Source organism: Companilactobacillus halodurans (assembly GCF_009600985.1).
Lineage (GTDB): Bacteria > Bacillota > Bacilli > Lactobacillales > Lactobacillaceae > Companilactobacillus > Companilactobacillus halodurans.
Map to the genome: position 1 here is coordinate 35,733 of NZ_VDFP01000017.1, position 20,211 is coordinate 55,943.

At 35.2% G+C, this 20,211-nt stretch carries 19 protein-coding genes; 6 read left to right on the top strand and 13 right to left on the bottom strand.

Annotation, left to right across the window (positions count from 1 at the left end; genetic code table 11):
• Nucleotides 1-101: 101 nt before the first annotated feature.
• Complete coding sequence (locus FHL06_RS14710) at nucleotides 102-773, bottom strand: hypothetical protein (RefSeq protein WP_238333993.1); 672 nt, start codon at nucleotides 771-773, stop codon at nucleotides 102-104.
• 463 nt (nucleotides 774-1,236) lie between these two features.
• On the opposite strand from FHL06_RS14710, the gene FHL06_RS08755 reads away from it, so the two are divergent.
• Nucleotides 1,237-1,785, top strand: coding sequence for an NADPH-dependent FMN reductase (locus FHL06_RS08755; protein WP_153385843.1), 549 nt, complete (start codon nucleotides 1,237-1,239; stop codon nucleotides 1,783-1,785).
• A 122-nt stretch (nucleotides 1,786-1,907) separates the two neighbouring features.
• Here FHL06_RS08755 and FHL06_RS08760 read toward each other — a convergent pair whose 3' ends face one another.
• Both FHL06_RS08760 and FHL06_RS08765 read right to left on the bottom strand, forming a co-directional pair.
• Nucleotides 1,908-4,535, bottom strand: a complete 2,628-nt coding sequence (locus FHL06_RS08760; protein ID WP_153385844.1) for a glycoside hydrolase family 3 protein — start codon at nucleotides 4,533-4,535, stop codon at nucleotides 1,908-1,910.
• Between the two features lie 87 nt (nucleotides 4,536-4,622).
• Nucleotides 4,623-4,814, bottom strand: a complete 192-nt coding sequence (locus FHL06_RS08765) for a hypothetical protein (RefSeq protein ID WP_153385845.1) — start codon at nucleotides 4,812-4,814, stop codon at nucleotides 4,623-4,625.
• Between the two features lie 79 nt (nucleotides 4,815-4,893).
• Between FHL06_RS08765 and coaBC the strand changes: the two genes are divergently transcribed.
• Nucleotides 4,894-6,084 (top strand): bifunctional phosphopantothenoylcysteine decarboxylase/phosphopantothenate--cysteine ligase CoaBC, encoded by a 1,191-nt coding sequence (gene coaBC, locus FHL06_RS08770; RefSeq protein WP_153385846.1) that lies wholly within the window; start codon nucleotides 4,894-4,896, stop codon nucleotides 6,082-6,084.
• A 57-nt stretch (nucleotides 6,085-6,141) separates the two neighbouring features.
• Here coaBC and lpdD read toward each other — a convergent pair whose 3' ends face one another.
• From lpdD to FHL06_RS08790, 4 genes are all read right to left on the bottom strand, one after another.
• Nucleotides 6,142-6,549: a prenylated flavin chaperone LpdD gene (gene lpdD, locus FHL06_RS08775; RefSeq protein ID WP_153385847.1), complete on the bottom strand. Its 408-nt coding sequence runs from the start codon at nucleotides 6,547-6,549 to the stop codon at nucleotides 6,142-6,144.
• A complete protein-coding gene (locus FHL06_RS08780) occupies nucleotides 6,550-7,122 on the bottom strand; it encodes a UbiX family flavin prenyltransferase (protein ID WP_153385848.1) in 573 nt (190 codons plus the stop codon).
• Nucleotides 7,123-7,134: 12 nt separating this feature from the next.
• On the bottom strand, nucleotides 7,135-8,610 hold the full coding sequence (locus tag FHL06_RS08785) for a UbiD family decarboxylase (RefSeq protein ID WP_153385849.1): 1,476 nt from the start codon (nucleotides 8,608-8,610) through the stop codon (nucleotides 7,135-7,137).
• Nucleotides 8,611-8,716: 106 nt separating this feature from the next.
• Nucleotides 8,717-10,114, bottom strand: a complete 1,398-nt coding sequence (locus tag FHL06_RS08790) for a subtype B tannase (protein WP_238333994.1) — start codon at nucleotides 10,112-10,114, stop codon at nucleotides 8,717-8,719.
• Between the two features lie 428 nt (nucleotides 10,115-10,542).
• On the opposite strand from FHL06_RS08790, the gene FHL06_RS08795 reads away from it, so the two are divergent.
• On the top strand, nucleotides 10,543-10,722 hold the full coding sequence (locus FHL06_RS08795; RefSeq protein ID WP_153385850.1) for a hypothetical protein: 180 nt from the start codon (nucleotides 10,543-10,545) through the stop codon (nucleotides 10,720-10,722).
• On the opposite strand, the gene FHL06_RS08800 is transcribed toward FHL06_RS08795, so the two are convergent.
• The gene (locus FHL06_RS08800; protein ID WP_162000236.1) at nucleotides 10,712-13,051 is read right to left on the bottom strand and encodes a UvrD-helicase domain-containing protein; all 2,340 of its coding nucleotides are present in this window, start codon (nucleotides 13,049-13,051) and stop codon (nucleotides 10,712-10,714) included. The two genes, FHL06_RS08795 and FHL06_RS08800, sit on opposite strands and share 11 nt — an antisense overlap.
• 16 nt (nucleotides 13,052-13,067) lie before the next feature.
• Entirely contained in the window at nucleotides 13,068-13,919 is an 852-nt protein-coding gene (locus FHL06_RS08805; RefSeq protein ID WP_153385852.1) for a LysR family transcriptional regulator, read from the bottom strand.
• A 114-nt stretch (nucleotides 13,920-14,033) separates the two neighbouring features.
• Here FHL06_RS08805 and FHL06_RS08810 point away from each other — a divergent pair, with 114 nt between their 5' ends.
• The 3 genes from FHL06_RS08810 to FHL06_RS08820 all read left to right on the top strand — a co-directional run bounded on the left by FHL06_RS08810 (nucleotide 14,034) and on the right by FHL06_RS08820 (nucleotide 16,771).
• The gene (locus tag FHL06_RS08810) at nucleotides 14,034-14,762 is read left to right on the top strand and encodes a DUF554 domain-containing protein (protein WP_153385853.1); all 729 of its coding nucleotides are present in this window, start codon (nucleotides 14,034-14,036) and stop codon (nucleotides 14,760-14,762) included.
• A gap of 140 nt (nucleotides 14,763-14,902) precedes the next feature.
• Entirely contained in the window at nucleotides 14,903-15,700 is a 798-nt protein-coding gene (locus FHL06_RS08815) for an HAD family hydrolase (protein ID WP_153385854.1), read from the top strand.
• Between the two features lie 66 nt (nucleotides 15,701-15,766).
• A complete protein-coding gene (locus tag FHL06_RS08820; protein ID WP_153385855.1) occupies nucleotides 15,767-16,771 on the top strand; it encodes an NAD-dependent epimerase/dehydratase family protein in 1,005 nt (334 codons plus the stop codon).
• Between the two features lie 153 nt (nucleotides 16,772-16,924).
• Here FHL06_RS08820 and FHL06_RS08825 read toward each other — a convergent pair whose 3' ends face one another.
• From FHL06_RS08825 to FHL06_RS08840, 4 genes are all read right to left on the bottom strand, one after another.
• Complete coding sequence (locus FHL06_RS08825; RefSeq protein WP_153385856.1) at nucleotides 16,925-17,716, bottom strand: sulfite exporter TauE/SafE family protein; 792 nt, start codon at nucleotides 17,714-17,716, stop codon at nucleotides 16,925-16,927.
• Between the two features lie 66 nt (nucleotides 17,717-17,782).
• On the bottom strand, nucleotides 17,783-18,688 hold the full coding sequence (gene murQ / locus FHL06_RS08830; protein ID WP_162000235.1) for an N-acetylmuramic acid 6-phosphate etherase: 906 nt from the start codon (nucleotides 18,686-18,688) through the stop codon (nucleotides 17,783-17,785).
• Between the two features lie 10 nt (nucleotides 18,689-18,698).
• Entirely contained in the window at nucleotides 18,699-19,538 is an 840-nt protein-coding gene (locus FHL06_RS08835; protein WP_153385858.1) for an SIS domain-containing protein, read from the bottom strand.
• Between the two features lie 15 nt (nucleotides 19,539-19,553).
• Nucleotides 19,554-20,030, bottom strand: a complete 477-nt coding sequence (locus FHL06_RS08840; RefSeq protein WP_153385859.1) for a PTS sugar transporter subunit IIB — start codon at nucleotides 20,028-20,030, stop codon at nucleotides 19,554-19,556.
• Nucleotides 20,031-20,211: the final 181 nt, after the last annotated feature.

A 20,211-nucleotide genomic window follows, 5' to 3' on the forward strand; every position in this document is an offset into this window, starting at 1 on the left:
CTTTTATAATTATTATTTTACAACAAAAGTAGAATAGATAAAAAAATCCGAGTAGAGTTAGTAATCTCTACCCGAATATTTTCCCAATTACATATTTATTTTTATCCCAAAATCTCAACAGTGGCACTAGTAATTCCATAAGAAGGAATCATGCTATTTGGCATTGCCATATCGATTTGGTGTGGATTGTCATAGGCAAATGTTCCAGTATCGTTAACTGTTCGATAATAGACATCCCCTTGAGCTGTGGTGATTTTAAGGCGTGATCCACGTGGAATAACACTTAGATTCGTTGCAACGCCTGAATAACCCATGTCTGACCCTAAAACGGCTGGATCATAAAAACTAATTTTAAATGTTCCAACGTTTTTAGATGTTGGTTGCATTTGAACTGGTGCTTGCGCAGCTGACTGCGTAATTGCTTGTTGTGATTCTGCAATTTGTTCTGGTTGTGAAGTTTGGACTGGTGCATGGTCAACATCTTGACTTGGTTGGTCCGATGTCACATCACTCATATTTGGATCCTTTTCACTGTCTTGAATACCAGGCATAAATTCTTTATTGTCTGATAATGATATTTTCTTATTTAGTTTATCAGCATCTTCATCGACCTTTTCTTTTGTTTCCAAATTAGTCAATGTTCTTCTAAAATCCGTTACATTACTTGTTTGATCCGTTGATGAATCTGCAGCGTAGGCTACTGAATAACCCATACCCCCTGTAACAATCAAACTAATGAAAAGTAGTGCTTCTAATTTAATTTGCTTTAACAACTAATCGCTCCCCGGTTTTTTGTTTACCAGAGGACACTATACAAGATAAATATGTCAGAGATATTACAGGCATAATAAAAAAATTCGGTCAGCTAAACTTTTTGTAATGTATTTGTAATGAGTGTCATATAATTTTAATTAATTTTTAAAATTTTAAATTTTTGACCACTTTATAAAAGTTTGTGATATTTTTTTCAAAATTATTGTAACCGATTACTCAAAAAGGAAAATTTATTTTAATATTTATTTATACCGTTTACATTATAAAATCATCATAAATCTCTCTTTTCTAATTGACATTTTTGAATTCGGTTTCAATTTACTCTTCATATCTCTAAAATTGGCTTCAAATCAGTTCAAAATAGCTTTTAAAATCTTTTTTTCTTGTAAGCGAGAACAAATATTTGTTGAAACAATTTTTTTATGCTAATTTAGATTTATCGAAGGATTTGGAGGAATTTATATGTCAAAGAAAATTGCTGTTTTAGTTGGTAGTTTGCGTAAGGGATCATTCTCAAGACAAATTGCTAATAATCTTGTAAAGTTGTTCCCTAGCGATTACGAACCAGAATTTGTTGAAATTGGTAATCTACCACTTTACAACGAAGATATCGATACACCTGAAAATGTACCTGCTGAATACACAGAATTCAGAAACAAAATGAAGGAAGTTTCCGGCGTACTCTTCGTCACACCTGAATACAACCGTTCAATTCCTGGTGGTTTAAAGAATGCTATTGACGTTGGCTCACGTCCTTATGGTCAAAGTATCTGGGATAAAAAGCCAGCTGCCGTAGTCAGCGTATCTCCTGGTGCTATCAGTGGTTTTGGTGCTAACCATGCCCTACGTCAATCATTAGTCTTCTTAAATATGCCTACTTTGCAACAGCCAGAAGCATACATCGGAAACGTTACTAAGATTCTCGATGATGATGGCAACGTTGCTGAAGGAACTATTGGTTTCTTGCAAAGTATCGTTGATGCATTTGTTGGTCTATTAAATAAGTATTAAAATAGATTCAGTACCTGAATAAGATTCAAAATAATTGCTACATAACTGTTTTATTGCTCGCAGTTCAAAAAGAGTCTGATATGAATTTAACCAATTCGATATCAGACTCTTTTTATTTTCTATTAAAATTTCAATTTCAAAACAGTTCTCAAAACATTTATTGCCGACTTCTGTAAATCACCTAAATACATATCATTGTTATCTTTCCATTTACCGCTTAATAAGATATGATTGCCATCAACAATTTGTGCCTCGCTGTTATAAATCCATTTTTTAACTCGTTCTTTCAGAGCAGAATCGTCATCGACACGGACTTTAACGAATACGTCACCATCTGGATCAATAATAAAGTCGTTCCACATCTCCGTCTTGGTGACTTGCTTCTTCAACAAATCGTAACCTTGCTTGATTTTAATTTTACCGGACTCGTCAAATTCAGGGCCAAAATCACTCACGGCACTGAGCAAGTCGGATTTTGAATCCCCAGGCATAATCAGGTCATTACCAGCGTGCATGCTCTCTTTAGGGTCTGCTGAACTGAACCAGTCAGTCATGACCATACCCTTAAAATGCCATTCATCACGCAAAATACTTGTTAGAGACGCAAAATTAGCTCCTGAGAAGGTGCCATTTACTCGATTATAAGATGACATCACAGCCATTGGCTGACCTTGTTCAATTGCTATCTCAAAATTACGTAAATAGATTTCACGCAAGGCTTGTTCGCCGATGATGCTATTTCCATAGTTACGATGGCTTTCTTGATTGTTGCCTAAAAAATGCTTCAAAGTGACACCAATTTTAGGATGAGATTGAACGCCCTTAGTTTCAAAGGCAGCCATGGTTCCGGATAAATATGGATCTTCAGAGAAGTACTCAAAATTTCTTCCCCCAAGTGGATCACGATGAATATTCATCCCTGGAGCCAACCACAAATCAATGCCAAACTCCTTCATCTCAGTTCCAATAGCAAAACCAACTTTTTCAATCAACTCTTTGTTCCAAGTTTGTGCTAGAGCAGTTCCAATAGGCCAAGCAGTCGCATAATGAGTTACAGTTTGATCATTTCTCTTAAAGACAGGCTTTACTCGAACACCTGCTGGTCCATCAGCCATAACGATTGAAGGAATCTTTTTATCAACTAAAGTTCCTGTTTGTCCGGCTGCTCCAGGAACGATATCTGAAAAAATGCCCACGACAGAATTGTTTCCAGAAGACATTGTGCCTTCAACGATTTCAACTAATTCTTCTTCGGAGAGACTGGCAATGAATTCAGCCATTCCAACGTCGCCATTGTTAACATCAGCGAGAGTTTTGCCAGAGGCATTGCGAACATGTTCAATAATCTGTTCGTAGCCTTTCCCCGGCAAGTCCTCTCGTTTTTCAACAAAAGTTGTTACAGCTGATTTATCTTGATAAGTGACAAATTCAGGCTCTGCAAAATTTTCGGCTTTTAAAATAAAGTGAGGTACACCACTGACATGTTTTAGTTCCACCTTATTTTTTGATAAAGCTGTGGGGTCGATTCGAGGTTCCAGTGCTTTATTGACCTTCTTCAAAACTACTTTTTTATCTAGCTTGAAATTGGCTACCACTGAAGTATTGCGCGAACTGTTTCCGACTCTAATCAAATAAGTTCCCGGCAATAGAACATAAGCTCTGATATCGTTATCGAAGACGCTCAAATCAGTCGTTGGAATTTCAAATTCTAAAGTTTGCTTAGCCTTAGGACGTAGAACGGTCGTCTTTTGATAATCGACTAAATCTTGGTAAGGCGTTGGAATATCGGTTTGAGGCTTAGAAACATAGATTTGAACGGTTTCTTGACCAGCAAAATCTTCACCCGTATTTTCCACATCAACTTTTAATCGTAGATCATCTTCATTAACTTTCACGCTTTGAGTATCGATGAAGAATTTTGTATAGCTCAAACCATAGCCAAATTCAAAACGTGGCTTAATATCAAAACTGTCGAAATAGCGATAGCCCACATAAATTCCTTCGACATATTCAGGATTCGACATGCCAAAGTTCTTTGAACTAGGGTAATCGGAATATGAAAAGCCCCAAGTATCGCTCAATTTACCAGATGGAGTTTTAGTTCCGTCTAAGATTTCAGCGATAGCATCGCCACCGACCATTCCTAATTGAGAGACTAAAACGACGCTATCGAGCAACGGACATTCATCGATAAAACTAGTGTCCATCACGCCACCAACGTTTAACAATACGATGCTGTTAGTGTAATATTCGCTCATTCTTTGAATATTAGCCAACTCATTGTCGGTCAATTTAAAATCGCCCTTGTGATCGCGACGGTCATAATTTTCACCAGAACTCCGTGAAATTACATAAATCCCCGTTGTGGCATCGTTGAATTCACCTATTTCTGGATCTTTGAAACTAAAAGCTGGTGCTAATAAACTCATCGGATCATCTTTTAATTTATCTTGATAAGCCTGTTCTTCTTTTTGATAGTATCGTTGCAACCTAGCTAGCCATGGTTTTGAAGTGACTGTGAAATGGTCATTTTCAAGGCCCTCTAAAATGCTGACGACACTGCGTTGATTGACATCCCCTGAACCAGTACCGCCCTTTACAGTGGCAAAAGCTCCATGGCCGTACAAGGCAACTGTCTTATTTTTTAATGGTAAAGTGTTATTTTTATTTTGTAAGAGAACGATTGCTTCACTAGCAACGTCCTTAGCTAATTCCTGATTTTCAATTTCTCGTTGTGAAATATTTTCCATCTAAAATTATCTCCTTTGGTGGAAACTAGACTCAAGTTAATTTTACACTTTTCGCATAAAAAAGTGATGACCACACCGGTCAATCACTTATTTTTTAAAGATATATTTTCGTAAAATAAATTTATGAATCAAAATGAGTAGAATAATCAAAATTATTCCAATCACGACTTCACTAAAAATCAAATTCCATCCTAAGGCTTGAAAGATATTTAGTAACGGATTATTAAAAATAGAAATCAATAAGAGCAGTAAAATTATATCAGCTGTAAAAATATTCATTATAATCCTCCAATACCAAAATCATATCATATTTGAAAACATGTATAATATAGTAAGAAAAAATTTTTGAGGTGAAAAAATGCTCAATGATAAGCACATTGCTGTTTACGTAACTGGTGGAATTGCCGCCTATAAAAGTTTAAACGTCGTTCGAGAATTAATTAAAAATAAGGCTCAAGTCCAAGTCATCATGACTGAGGCTGCTCAAAAATTCGTCACTCCCCTAACCTTTGCGACCTTAAGTCAAAGACCAGTTATCACTGACAATTTTCAGGCTCAAACTCAAATCGATGACTTCATCCCTCATATCAAATTAGCTTTATGGACTGATTTAGCCGTTGTCATTCCAGCAACTGCCAATATCATCGCTAAAATGGCTAACGGTTTAGCTGACGACATTGTTTCAACTAGCTTGGTAGCTACTAAAGCTCCCAAATTAGTCTTTCCTGCGATGAATACTGATATGTACGAAAATCTGGCCGTCCAAAATAATTTAAAAATTTTGAAACAAATGAACGTCCAAATAGTTGAACCAGCCACCGGCTTTTTAGCTGAAAGCATGACTGGAAAAGGCCGTCTGCCAGAATTATCGGAAATCATGGCGGCTATCAAAAGTAATTTTATTGAAAAAAAGTTAGCTGGCAAAAAAGTAATTGTCACTGCTGGCGGGACTAAAGAAGCTATCGACCCCGTTCGTTATATTGGCAACCGCTCCTCTGGAAAAATGGGCTTTGCCATGGCTAAAGTGGCTCGTGACCTCGGTGCTGACGTAACTTTAATTACCACTGTTGATATTAACTTTAATAATATGAATATTATTAAAGTTCAAACCGCTAGTGAGATGATGAAACAGTTGCAAGAAATTTTTCAAGATACCGATGTCTTAATCATGGCCGCCGCCGTAGCAGACTTCAAACCAGTCCATGTCAGTGATCAAAAAATCAAAAAAAATAACGATGAAGATATTTTCAACGTTAAATTAACTAAAAATCCTGATATTTTAAAAACTATCGCTGCTACTAAAACTAATCAATTCGTAGTTGGCTTCGCCGCAGAGACCCAAAATCTTCTCTCTAATGCTGAAAAGAAATTAGCTAGTAAAAATGCTGATGTCATTTTAGCCAACAATGTCAGTCAAAAAGGCGCCGGTTTTGGTGTCGACACTAACCAAATAACCTTGCTTGAAAAGGGACATGAACCAGTCAAATGGGATTTGATGTCAAAAACAGATGTTGCTAAAAAGTTTTGGGATTTCTACTTAAATAAATAAGTACAAAAATAACCTATCAACTAAAAATCAGTTGATAGGTTATTTTGTCTATTCAGTTTACTGTGGGTTTTCATTATCACTGTAATAAATTGGTTCTGGCGCATCAAAATCAGTCTTTTGCAACCAAGTTTTGATTTGTTCGCCAAGATTTTGCGACATTTGACCAGAAACCATAATCTGCTTTTTGGAAATATGATTGACGTGGACTCCAGCTGTTATCGTACAGCTGCCAGGCAACTCATTTTGAATCACTTGACCAATACGTCTTGCTAACACGTCATCTTTATGCAAACGCCCGTCATGACTAGGATATCGGATTGTTTGCATTTCTGTTTCTTTAGTCAAAGTAGTAACTGTCCCAATATGAGGCGTATCGCCACCTGTGACTTCAATAAACAAATCTTTTCCGACAACTTCAACTTGAGCATCCATCGTGTAATTTTCTTGAGTTACTGAGAATTTCATTTAAACTCCCTCCCAACGCCGATCAATTTCGTTAGCAATCCCCAAAGCATCCAATTCTTTCATCGTTTGATGATCAACTAGGTCTTGAATAGTTTGGGGATGATTATAGAAGGCAGGAATTGGTGGTATCATTTGAACGCCCATTTTTGACAGTTTTGTCATGTTTTCCAGGTGAATGGTATTCAATGGTGTTTCTCGTGGTACGACAATCAATTTCCGCTGTTCTTTCAGTGTTACATCTGCCGCACGCGAGATTAAATTGTCACCGATACCGACTGAAATACTGGCAACAGTTTTCATACTAGCAGGCACGATTACCATTCCATCTGTCAAAAACGAACCACTGGCGATAGTTGCACCTAAATCGCTGTCACTGTAAAAATAATCTGCTAAATCTTTTATTTCTGAAAGTGACATATCAGTTTCTAGTTGCAAATTTTTCTTGGCCCAGGCACTGAAAACAACATGTGTTTCTACATTTTCAATTGACTTTAATTTTTTCATCAAGTCGATTGCATAAATTGTCCCTGAGGCACCAGTTACGCCGATAACAATTTTTCTGACGCGTGACATCTCAACACTTCCTTAGTCTAAATATTTTTTCCAATCTTTAACTTCTTTAAATTGAGCACGAACGAATTGGTCCTTCATGTCAAATGGTACTGTTCCATCGATAATTGTCTTAGAACTCATGCCACGGACACGGATTGACTTAGGATCATATTCTGGTCTTTCTGATGGATCAAGTGGGTGATTACGCATTCCAGGCAAGACCATAATGTCTTTATCGCCTTGGAAACGTGTATTCATCGTCCAAACGACATCATTCATATCAAAGATATCGACATCTTCATCTACTAAGAAGACTGTCTTCAATTCCTTGAAGGCTGACAAAGCTAAAATAGCAGCTTGTCTTTGAATACCTTCATCAGCTTCATTATCTTTGTGAATTTGCATGATAGTCATCAACTTACCGCCACCTGCTGGTGGATTATAAACGTTAACAACTTTTCCAGGAATAGCCTTATCAACTAATTCAAGAATACTTGCTTCTGTTGGAATACCAGCCATTGAAACGTGTTCTTCACTAGGTCCAATAGTTGTTTGCATAATTGGGTTATCTTTTCTGTGCGTGATAGCCTTAACTTTAACAACATTAACAGCTGGATTAGCATCCCCATTATAACCAGGGAATTCAGGCATAGCCTTACCAGTATGAGTGTTGATATCTTCTTGCATTGTTTGGTTAGGCATGATTTCTGCTTCAACGACAAATTCAGAACGAGCAATCGCCTTTTCATCAATTGTCTTAGCATCAACTAATTGAACGGCTTGGTTACGCAAAGCACCAGCAATGTTCAATTCATCATAGCCAAGTGGAGTTGTAGGTGGCTCGAAAGTAGCACCAATGGTAATAGCTGGATCCAAACCAATGTTAATTGTGATAGGCATAGGTTTGTTCAACTTTTCAAATTGCTTTTGGAAGTGTCCAATGTGACGGCCACCAGGCATGATGTACATACCGATAGTATCTTTATCTTCAAGAACCATACGGTGAATTGTAACATCAGTCATAGTCTTGTCTGGATCTGAACCCAAAACAAGTCCCATAGTGATATAAGGACCAGCATCGTATTCAGTATTTGTTGGAGCTGGCAAAATTTTTCTAATATCAAAATCTTTATCAGTTGCTTTGTGAACAACTTCTTGTGCAGGAGCTTCACTTGAATCGACCATTACTGGAGCAACTGGGTGTTCAACAGAATCTTTGAGCAAGCGTCCCAAAGTTTTGTAGTCGTGATTTAAAATTAACCCATCACGCTTGCGACTGGCCATAGCACCAATAAAGACACGTGAACCTGGGAATCCTTTCACATTGTTGAACATCATAGCAGGTCCCTCTTGAGTAGGACGCTTAACGGTACCACCAGCACCGATATAGCGATAAACTCCAGAAAGTTCTGCATCAGGATCAACTTCAACGTCTGTTTCGTGATATTGACCTGGTTGTTTCTTTAATTCGTCAATAACTCTTCTTAAATCATAAGGTTTATCTGACATGTAAATGCCTCCTCGTTTTCTTAACAATGCTTATTATAAAAGGAACAAATACTCGGAACAATTCAAGAAATCGGTATAGATATTCCAAATTGGAATGTTTTCTGATTTAACAAATCTTATCAATCCAAGTGAAGAGATCTCTTAAATCATAATCGCCGCTGTGTGGAGTACCCCAAGGCATAGCGAAGTCAACTTGATAACCAGCATTCCTTAACAATGTTGTTAAAATTACTGGAATAGCAAACGAAGTATCTCGATCGCTACCACCATGACGAATCCGCCAATACTTAGCAGTTTGTGAGGTTTTATCATTGATATAAGTCAATGGATTGATTCCCTTAATAATCGTTTGGTCGGCTAGATTGGAAACGACATGACTCTTGTCTTGAGAAAAATTTGTGAAGTGTTTACTGTCTTCATTCCCATCACCGAACAAATTAGGTTCAGGATTTTTCATATCCAAATCATCAAAAGCCGGTACGCTCTTCATACGAGTAATGAAATTTAAATATTTTTCCCAATCGATATCTTTAACAACGTTATCAGAATCAACTTTAATACCCTGGTCAGCAGTTACTTTTTTACCACTATCGAGTGCTTTTTGAGCTGACTCCTTAATGAATTTTTCAACGTAATTTAAAAATGAGCCACTGCCATCATCATTTAAACTCAATTTATTTCCAGTTTCATCAGTTAAATTCAAATTATTAAGATACGAACTAAAGTTTTGCTTTAATAATTTTGAATTAGCTTGTTCTTCACTAGTCAATTGACCGCTGATATTTTTAAAAATTGGCATTCCTGATGAATCTTTTTCTCCTGTCATCGTGGTTCTAGTCCAATCATTGATTCCATTGAATTCCCATTCATAAGCACTGTCAGCATTTTCAAGATTGTGAATGGGACAATAGCAACTAGCCGCAAAAATTGCATCTGACTCATCAGCTGCACCTATTTGTTGTAAATATTTTTCAAAAAATGAAGCATTGCCGGATGTCCCTGTAGCAGCAGAGGTAGCACCTCCAGCACTAGTACCGTTAGTAATAATCCTGTCAGTGTTTCCAGGAATCAAGTGACGATTATGACGAACGTACCTGATAGCAGCTTTCATATCGACTAAAAATGCTGGGGCTTTGCCAACAAATTTACCGTTACCATCTTTAATAGTCCGACCTCTTAAACCAGCAGAAACTACAACATAGCCATGTTCAAGCGCCTTAACAATCGTTTGTGCATTACTTGGAAAGGCCTTGTTACCAGGAAAATCACGTGGTCCAGGCATATAGCCGCCAACCGTATTGGGCATAAAAATTGGTGCTGTATCTTTGTTATAACCATTAACTATCCCATCATGATAATAAGCTAGTGGAACAAAGATATTCAATTTTTGAATCTCTGAGACAGGTTTTTCGACATAAGTCACATCCCTAAATTCACGATAGGAAATCCCCTCATCGCCCGGTAAAGTTTGATCATCATATTGATTAACATTTAGTTTTAACATTTCGTTTACCTCCAAAAACTAGATTTATTGTAAACGATTTAATGAATTATTCATAACATTTCAAATAACACAAAAATACCCTCACAATCAATTAATAACTGTGCGGGCCCAATTTTGTTAGTGTAATATGCCGTCCTCCATAGCAAAGCAAATTTGGCTGGAACGATGTGGGCACGACTTTAAGCCTTTGCCAAGTTCAGGCAAAGTCTTAAAGCTCGGCCTTATTCTAAGCAATAAATTGCTAAGAATAATTTCACATCTGAGCCAATTTGCTTTGCTATTCCGGACTGGATAGTAGTTTTATTTTTAATATCTTAGAGCAAAAAGCACCTATCTAGATAGACGTTCTAGATAGACGTTTTTTGATTTAGAATTGTTTGAAATAAATAATAAATAACGTTATCCAGTCGGGAGTGGCAGCTTTGTGGATGCTCAGTACTGAAATTCTACTTAGTGATTTATCGCTTAGTAGAAGACCAATCTTTAAGACAATTCCCGGTCTTGGAATTGGCTTAAAGTTGCGTCCAGTACGTTCCAGCATCCACAAAGCAGAACGGACGACGACATCCTACACGAACTTAAGAAAGAACCTGAATTTTACTTTTTAGTTTGTTTCTTTTTCTTAGGTAAATTCAATTCAAAAACTAAAGGATTAGAATCGGGAGCAATCCGAATATTCAACTCTTGCTGAGCTCGTGTCACACCAACATAAAGCAGTCTTCGTTCTTCTTCAACAATTGCTGAAAAATTCTCAATTTCTTGGTACAAATTATGAAATATCTTGAACTCTTTATCCTTATTCAAGGTCTTATCCAAATTGATAGGATTAAAAGCATTATTGTTCGTGATATCTCGATAATCGTTGATATGGGCTGCCTTTAAAGCTTCTTCTAAAAACTTATAATGCTCCTTATAAACTAACTTCCATTTTTTAATATATTTATCCATTGCCATTTCTGGTGGAAACCACATGTTTAAGGCTAAACTATGGCGGTCGACTTCTTTATCAGTCAAACCATAAAGATAAACATATTTGAATTCCAAACCTTTAGCTTGATGCAAGGATAAAAATTGAATCCGATGTTCTTGTTTTCCTTGTTTCATTCGATCAGACAGAATTTCTTTTTTATGCTCTTCATCGAAGAAAAAGTCATCAATATTTTTATATTGACCTAATTCTTCTTCCAAATATTTTTTAATGTCATTGACTTCATTCTTAGACATGAAATTTTTTTCTTCCATGTAATCAAAATATCTATCCGTCAACTTCGTAGCTGCTTTATATAAATCCTTAATCATCGTCTTTGACAACTTAGCAGCTTTTTGTTCATCATCTGTTTCCGAAATCTTAGTTTTAAAACGCTGAATACTATTGAAGTAAACTTTCACTCGTTCATCATGACGTTTATAAGGCGTATTAGTCGAAGCATTATAATCGTCGGCTGCTTTTAAATACTTGCTCAATTTATTGAACTTATCGTCAGCACTGCTTTCAACTTTTTCAGTATGATTCTTATACGATCTAAAGCCGATTCGGTTAGCTTGATTTGAAAAATACTTGTATTTATCCTGCCACATAGCTTTCATCAACTCAGTTATAATTCGATAAACGATATTATTTTGAAGAATCGCACTGGCATTATTGATATCAGCGTAAATCTCTTGATTAGCCAACCAATCAGCCAAGAGCATTCTAGATGAATTATAGCGAACTAAAATAGCAATATCGTTATTATTGATTTTAGGATCGTTGATTTGCTTAACTAAATGACGCAACATCTTTGAATCGCCACTGAAACCAGATTTTTTCGTACTATAAAGAATGAACTTACCTTTATCTTTTTTAGCGGCCAACAAGTTTTTCTCAAGACGAACATGATTCTTCTTAATTAGAGGAATAACCTTTTGCAGAATCTTTTCACCCGTTCGATAGTTAGTTGAGAGATTATGTTTTTGAGCATTAGGCAAAAGTCGTTTGTAGTTGAGAATGTACTTGGGATTGCTGCCTCGAAACGAATAAATACTCTGGTCATCATCGCCAATAACGATTAGATGTGCCAGCGTTTCTGGACTGAGCAATTTGGAAATTATCTCCCATTGCAAATTATCGATATCTTGAAACTCATCAATCACAGCAATCTTAAAACGGGACATGATTCGTTGATAGTATTGCAAATACTCCGGCGTCTGCATACTTTCCAATAACAATAATTTCATATCGTTAAAATCGATATAACTGTTCTGACGTTTTAAATCTTGATATTTATTGAGTACATCGACGTAATCTGAATAGAATTCATCGCCGTGACTTTGTCTGGAATACTTTGCCATCAATTTGATAGCTGTACTTAAATTACCATCGGCGCTATCAGGCAAAACGCCATCGCTAGTCAATCCTTGGTTAATCAAATAATCGTTCAAATCAAACATTTCAGCTAACATTTCATCTTTGGTGATGATGTTACTAGGATGCTTGATTTGATCAGCTAAATCTCTGACAAAAAAACGATACGACGATAAAACTTTTGAGCTGCGATACTCGGGATTTTGCAGCAATAATTGATAAAACAGAGCGTGAAAAGTTGTAAATTTAGGCTTTCCGTTAGAAAAATTTAATCCTATGTCACTTAATTCTGAAACAAATTTAGCATATCTTTCACCCATATCAAGTTTTGACTTGTGAGAAAAAGTGATGCCTAAAATCTCATTTGGTTCAGCGTTGCCTTTGGCAATGGCAATTAAAGCCATCAAAATAAAAATCGTCGTCTTACCTGAACCAGCACAGGCGTTAACAAGTAATGGTTTAGTAAAGTCATTATTTAAAATGGCAATCTGTTCTGCGGAGAACTTCATATTAAGACCTGACTCCATCAGGTCGATTATTTTATTTGTTGATAATTCTTGGATATGTTTATCCCCCAATACTACTTTTGACATTATCTTGAACATATTTTCAGAACATGTTGTTAGCACTGGAATGTTGTCCTTTTAAGCGAATGAAACACAAACTATTGGCAATGTTAGTTGTCAATGGTACAAACGAGAACTCGTCACTATTAAAATTTCTCGCTGTCTTTGCCATCATTACCGAAATACCCATATTATTTTGGACCATTTGCATGATTAAATCTACCCGCGTGCCTTCATAAGTGATTTGTGGCTTGAAGCCGGCGTTTCGGCAAAGTTTTAACACTGGTTCATAAAGATTGGTCGTTGGACCAAGAATCAAAAAACGGTCATTTTTTAACTTCTGCAAGTCGATTTTTTCAGCTCCAGCATAAGGATGATTCTTTGGCAAAACGGCCACGAAGTCATCATCTTCCATTACGATTCGTTCCAAACTTTCGTCGTCAAAATCAAATGTCCGCGCAAAAATAATTTCACACTTACCGGCTTTTAAAGAGGTCAACAAGTTATAACTCTCCTCTTCTCGCAGTTGCATGTGAACTTCAGGATGTTTTTGCAAAAATTGCGTTATCATATTAAAACTTTTATAACTGGGCATGGTTGGAATAGTGTGCATTTCAATCGTCAGGTTCTTTGCATCTTGAAAATCATTCAAATTGACTAATAAATCGCTGTAATCTTGAATAACTTTTTTTGCGTAAGGCAAAACGATTTCACCTTGTTGCGTCAATTCAATTTTTCGATGAGCACGCTTGAATAATGATACGCCTAATTCTTTTTCCATGGCGAGGATTTGTTTAGAAATGTTACCTTGAGTCGTGAACAAATTTTCCGCTGTATCGGTGTAATTGAGCGTGTGCGACAAATCAACGAAAATTTTTAGATTGTGTAAATCCATGCGTAATACTTCCTATTCCATTTTAGAATACTATATCATATTTTTTGAATTGTTAAATCGGTCTACACAAATTAAAGTGGTATTTAGTTCTTATTTGAAAGGGGTATTACGATTATGCCAACCGGCGTTATTATTAATGCAGCTTCCGTCTTATTCGGAGGTCTGCTCGGTGGCTTTATGGGTGACAAGCTTAGCGAACAATTCAAAAATGATATCACATTGATATTTGGTGTTTGTTCAATGGGTATGGGGATTTATTCCATCGCTCCTATGAAATACATGCCAGCCGTTATTTTTTCACTTGTTATTGGTACCGGAATTGGTCTTTGGATGCACTTAGGAAACTTGATCAACAAGGGTGCTGAAGAGATGCAAAAGCCAATCTCAAAACTTTTCCCACATTCTGAATCAGGAATGACTCACGAAGATTTCGTTAACACTTTAGTCACAGTTATCGTGCTCTTTTGTGCCAGTGGTACAGGTATTTACGGTACTTTGGATAATGGTATGACTGGGGATGCTTCAATTTTGATTTCTAAAACGATTTTAGACTTCTTCACTGCCGCTATCTTTGCTTGCAACTTGGGTTATGTTGTTTCCGTAATTGCTATTCCACAATTTATTTTCTTCTTTATCTTATTCTTATTAGCGCAATTCATTTTCCCACTAACAACGCCTAATATGATTCTTGACTTCAAAGCCTGCGGTGGTTTCTTAATGCTTGCAACCGGCTTTAGAATGGTCAAGCTCAAGATGTTCCCGATAGCCGATATGATACCAGCCATGATTTTGGTCATGCCACTAAGCTGGGTCTGGGCTAATTGGATTCTGCCATTACTATAATAGTAATAATTATTAAGAATACTCGACAATTATGTCAGTATTCTTTTTTTATTTGCTTTATGTAACCGTTTAATTGCTGATTTATTTGATAACAGGTAAGATTTAATTTGAGGGCACAAATTATTTGAGGAGGCAACCTTTTGAAAAAAATTAAATTAATTGCGACTGATATTGATGGAACATTATTTGATTCTAAACACCATTATGATAAAAAACGTTTAAATAATTATTTAGATAAATTGCATCAGCAAAATGTTAAATTTGCCGTTGCTAGTGGCAATAACCGTGACCACTTGGAAAAAATTTTTACCGATTCACCAAAAATCGACCTCTTCATTGCAGAAAATGGTTCACAAATTTATTCAAAAGAAAAAACGCTTTATGAAAAAACTATGCCTAAAGAAATTATTAACAGTTTAATCACAAGCTTACCTAAAAATCTTGATTTAAAGGCAATTTCTCTTTCTGGTAAAAAAGCCAGCTATGCAGAAACTAGTGTGGGACTTCCTTTGTACCATATTAATAATCTAGTTTGCGTCGATGATTTATCTAAAGTTCAAGACGATATTTTCAAAATTAATATTCAGCTAAATCATACTGATCTCGATGACGCAACTAAATTCTTGAACGACCATTATCAAGATACTATTTATGCTGCCGTCAGTGGTTTTGGTACGATTGATATCATGAGTCCACATATCAATAAAGCTATCGGTCTGAAACATCTTTGTGAGTTAGAAAATATTTCTTTAGACAATGTATTAGCTTTTGGCGATAATACTAATGATTTAGAAATGATTAAAGAATCAGGAATTGGTGTGGCTATGAAAAATGCCAAAGACTCTGTTAAAGAAGCCGCTGACAGAATCTCTCATGATGACAATGAGCATGATGGAGTCCTCAGTGAAATTGCTGAAATCTTTGATTTTGCTGATTAATTCTTGACTTGAAGTTAACTTTAGGGATTAAGCTTAAGATAAAATTTGATTGGAAAGGATTATTTTATGAATAAGGAAAATAAAATCGTTGTCCTTGGAATCACAGGATATATGGGCAGTTGGTTAGCTAAAGACTTATCTGATGCCGGCTACAAGAACATTTTTGGTAGTTTTACCAACTCTAAAAAAGCTGCTGCCTTAAAAGATGTTTTACCTGATTTAAATTTAGTTGATATCGATGTCCTCAGTGATAATGATAAACTAACGGAAATTATGCAAGATGCTAAATGGGTCTTTAACGATACCGCCGCATTCACAGGTAAGGAAAAAACAACTACTGACTATATCGTCACTAAAACAATGATGGCAAATAATGTCATGCAAACTATCAAACAAGCTGGAACAGTTGAAAAAATCGTTCATCTTGGTTCAGTTGGCGCGATTGGCAGCGGTCATATGAATCCGGAAATCACTGAATATGATGAAAGTGATTATTCTGCTATCGATCCGGATAATATTTGGGGCGTAATGAAATTGGCTGAAGAGAGAACTGTTACTCAATGGTGTGAAAACCTGGGAATTAATTACGTTATCGTCCACCCTACCAATGTTATCGGGCCATCATTTTTAGCTTGGAACCATGATATGATTCCCGCTTATTTGAAAAACGGCAATCCGATGATTGACTCACAAATGGACAGTGTCGATGTTCGCGATATCGCAAAACTGGAGTTAACTTTAATGGGAAATCCTGATATTAATAATATTAGAATTCTCGGCAAAGGATTTACGATGATGCTCAGCCAATTGGTCCAAATTGTTAAAGAACATTTAGATGACCAACAAATCAAAGCACTTTTTGGCAAGATGACACCAATCATTGATGCTCAAACTGCCCTTGATGTTTTAGATAATGCTAAAGATAGCAATTACTATAAGGAAAATGTTAACAAAATCAACAATACTCTTGATATGCATACAAAATATCCCGATGCTTATCAGTATCAATACACTGATGCTAAGGAAACTGTCATTGCTGCTTTGGATAAGATGCTAAATGATTTGAAGTAATATTTAACCTATAAAAAAAATCACATTTAATTCTTATAATTAAATGTGATTTTTTAAGAAATACTATATGTAAGCAGATTCTTCAATAAAAAAATTTTCAATAGGATTAAATTTTTGAATTTCTAATTAATTTAATTTTTATCTAAAGTTTATCTAAAGTTTATTTAAAATTGTAACTCCATTATAAAAATTCAATCCTATGACAAATATAACTACAATTTTGTATAAAATTAGGACAAATTTATTTGAGACTTTGTTACTAATAGTTGATCCTAAATATCCTCCCAATACCGCAGCAATTAAAATAAACGGTAATAGTTTTAAATCAATTGGAAGCTTTGTTAAAGATGTAGTAAGCGATACTAATTTCATAAATTGTGAGAAAAAAATAGATGCGATGGAATAAATTGCTGCTCTTTTTGCGCCAAAATTAAATATGAAAATTAATAGAGCAACATTAATTGGCCCCCCACCTATTCCTAAAAAAGTTGATGATGTACCTAAAAAAACACCACTTAATAAAAATAATACATTCTTCTTTTTATTCGAAAATTTCCAGCCACTACTTTTTGTATAAATTAGAGCTAAAATCAAGCTAATAATCACTATAATTATTTGTACTAAATTCAATATATTATCACTTTTCAAAAGTGTTTTTAAATACATAAAAATCCAATCACCAAATTTACCTCCAATCAAAGACCCCATTGATAAATATAATATTTCCCACCAATTTATTTCAATGTCTTTTTTTGCATTCTTAAATGTTGATACAATTGACATAATAAAAACAGCAAAACTAGAATAAAAATTGATTGCAATTAAAGGATCACCACTAAATGCATCCAATACTGGTTTTATAATCACTCCACCACCCATTCCAGATATAGCACCGATGGTATTGGAAAATACAATTATTAATATATATAAAACTGTTTTATTCATATCATCACTCCAAAAAAAATACGCCCACACCGTAATTAGGGTAAGAGCGCTTTTTTATTTATCAAATCATTTTATCCCTACAATTCTGTGAATATTTCGCTTATTTTTAATAAACTTTTTTTGGGCATCATCATATGAAAGGCCTAATTTCTTCATAATAAGACCAATGGCAATATTGCCATGTGAATCTTCAAAAATCTGCTTTGCTTCTTTACTTGTTACCTTTAAGATTTGTTCAATTATTCCGATAGACCTTGAAACTAACTTTTCATTTGTTGGTTGTACATTAATCATCAAATTTTCATATACATATCCACTTTTTATCATGATTCCTGTGGAAAGAATATTAAGTATCATTTTTTGTGCCGATCCTGATTTCATTCTCGTAGAGCCAGTGATGACCTCGGGGCCAACTAAAGGTGCAATAGCTATGTCACTTTCTTTTGACATTGGACTTTCTGAATTGCAAATAACTGCTATTGTTAAAGATCCAACACGTTCACCATATTTAATTGCTGCAAGCGCATACGGAGTACGTCCACTTGCAGAAAGACTAATCAAAACATCATTTTTAGATAGTCCAACATTACTCAAATCTTCAATTGCTAATTTTTCTGAATCTTCTGCACCTTCTACAGCTTCAAACATCGCCTTCTTACCACCAGCAAGAATTCCAAAAGCTCTAGTAGGTGGAACACCATAAGTTGGTGTTAATTCAATTGCATCTAATGCACCTAATCTGCCTGATGTTCCAGCACCAATATAAATTAACCTTCCACCCTTGCTAAATTTATCTGAGGCTTCTTCAATGGCCTTGCCTATTGAATCTGTTACTTTACTTATGGATTCAGCTACATTAAAATCTTCAGAGTTAATAAGTTTAGCTACTTCATAACCATCCATACTACCAATATTTATTGTATTAGAATTTCGCGATTCAGTCTTTAACTTTGAAACACTTTCTAAATCCATATTTATTCTCCTAATCATCTTTCAATTTACTTATCAAATGATTCGTTCGTATTGCCGATTCTTTCATTTTGCCATATCTCTTTTGCATAACGCTGATAAAAAGTAGATCCGTTACATACATGGTAGAAAGCTTAGATGCTATGGCTGCTACACGAACTGTTCTTTCATTATCAGGTACAAGTAAACATACATTGCTGTATTTAATAAGCGGTGTTTCTTCATCTCTAGTAATAGATATTACTGGAATATTATGTTTTTTTGCGTACTCAGCACCAACATTAACTTCTTTTGTCTTACCAGAATATGATATTGCTAAAACTACATCATTTTCATTAGCATTTGTCAGAAATTCTAAGCTCATATGTGCATCAGTTTCATAATAGGTGGAGATACCGTAGCGATTAAATTTATGATAAAGATCATAAGCAATTAACCCAGAAGTACCAACTCCTAAAATGTGAATATTGTTTGCTTTATTGAGTAAGTTGACTGCGCTATCTAAATATTTATCTTTAACTAATGCATATGATTTCTGAACAGTTGACGCGTAAACCTGTTCCAATTTTTCCGACATTATTTTTGTTGTATCATTTTTCTCAATAACAGTTTCAACAGGAGCCTTTCCAGAAGATAGTTGACTGGCTATTTTAATCTTTAATTCTGAAAAGCTTTCTAATCCTAATTGTTGTGCAAAGCGAACTGCTGTTGCAGAAGAAACACCGCTTTTCTTTGCTAACTCTTTTGAAGTCAGATTAATAACACTTTTGGGATTTTTAAGAATAAAATCTGCAACTAACTTTTGTTGTTTACTTAATAATCTATATCTTTCTTCTATCGTTTCTAGTATCACATAAACCACCGCCTATTATTTTAAAAACGTTGCAATAGAGGCATCGCTTTCACCTGGAACCATTTGAGCTGTTATTTTAATTCCTTCACCAATTAATTCATTAATTGCATCCACATCATCCTGTGTTAGAGCAACTGAATTTTTTATAGATTTAGAACCCGGCTTAGAAGAAATATTTCCCACATTAAATTGAGTTAATCCTATCCCACCATCTATCAAGTTTTTCATATCTTGAATATTACGAGTAATCAAAAAGGCCTTATCGTCATCATACTTACCATTTTTTATATTTTCTATTCCCTTATTGATTGATAATATTGACAATTTGACTCCTGTTGGACGTGCTAATTTTAAAGCATTGATTTGCATTTTGTCATGAACCACTTTATCGTTTACAACAATAATGCGATTAGCCCCCAATAAGTTAGTCCAAACTGTTGCAACTTGTCCATGAATTAATCGTTCGTCTACTCTTGCATGTATTATTGACATTGTTTATTATCCTCCAAAAATAATTTAATTAATTAAATTTAATTAATTATTTACATCGAAAATTACAAGAACAAGTTAGCCACTTGTCCAAAAATAAATACGAAATATATCAGTACCAGAAAAGTACATTTCTAAACTCCACAGAAACTAGTGAATAGTTCCCGTGGAGTTTTGTAGTTTA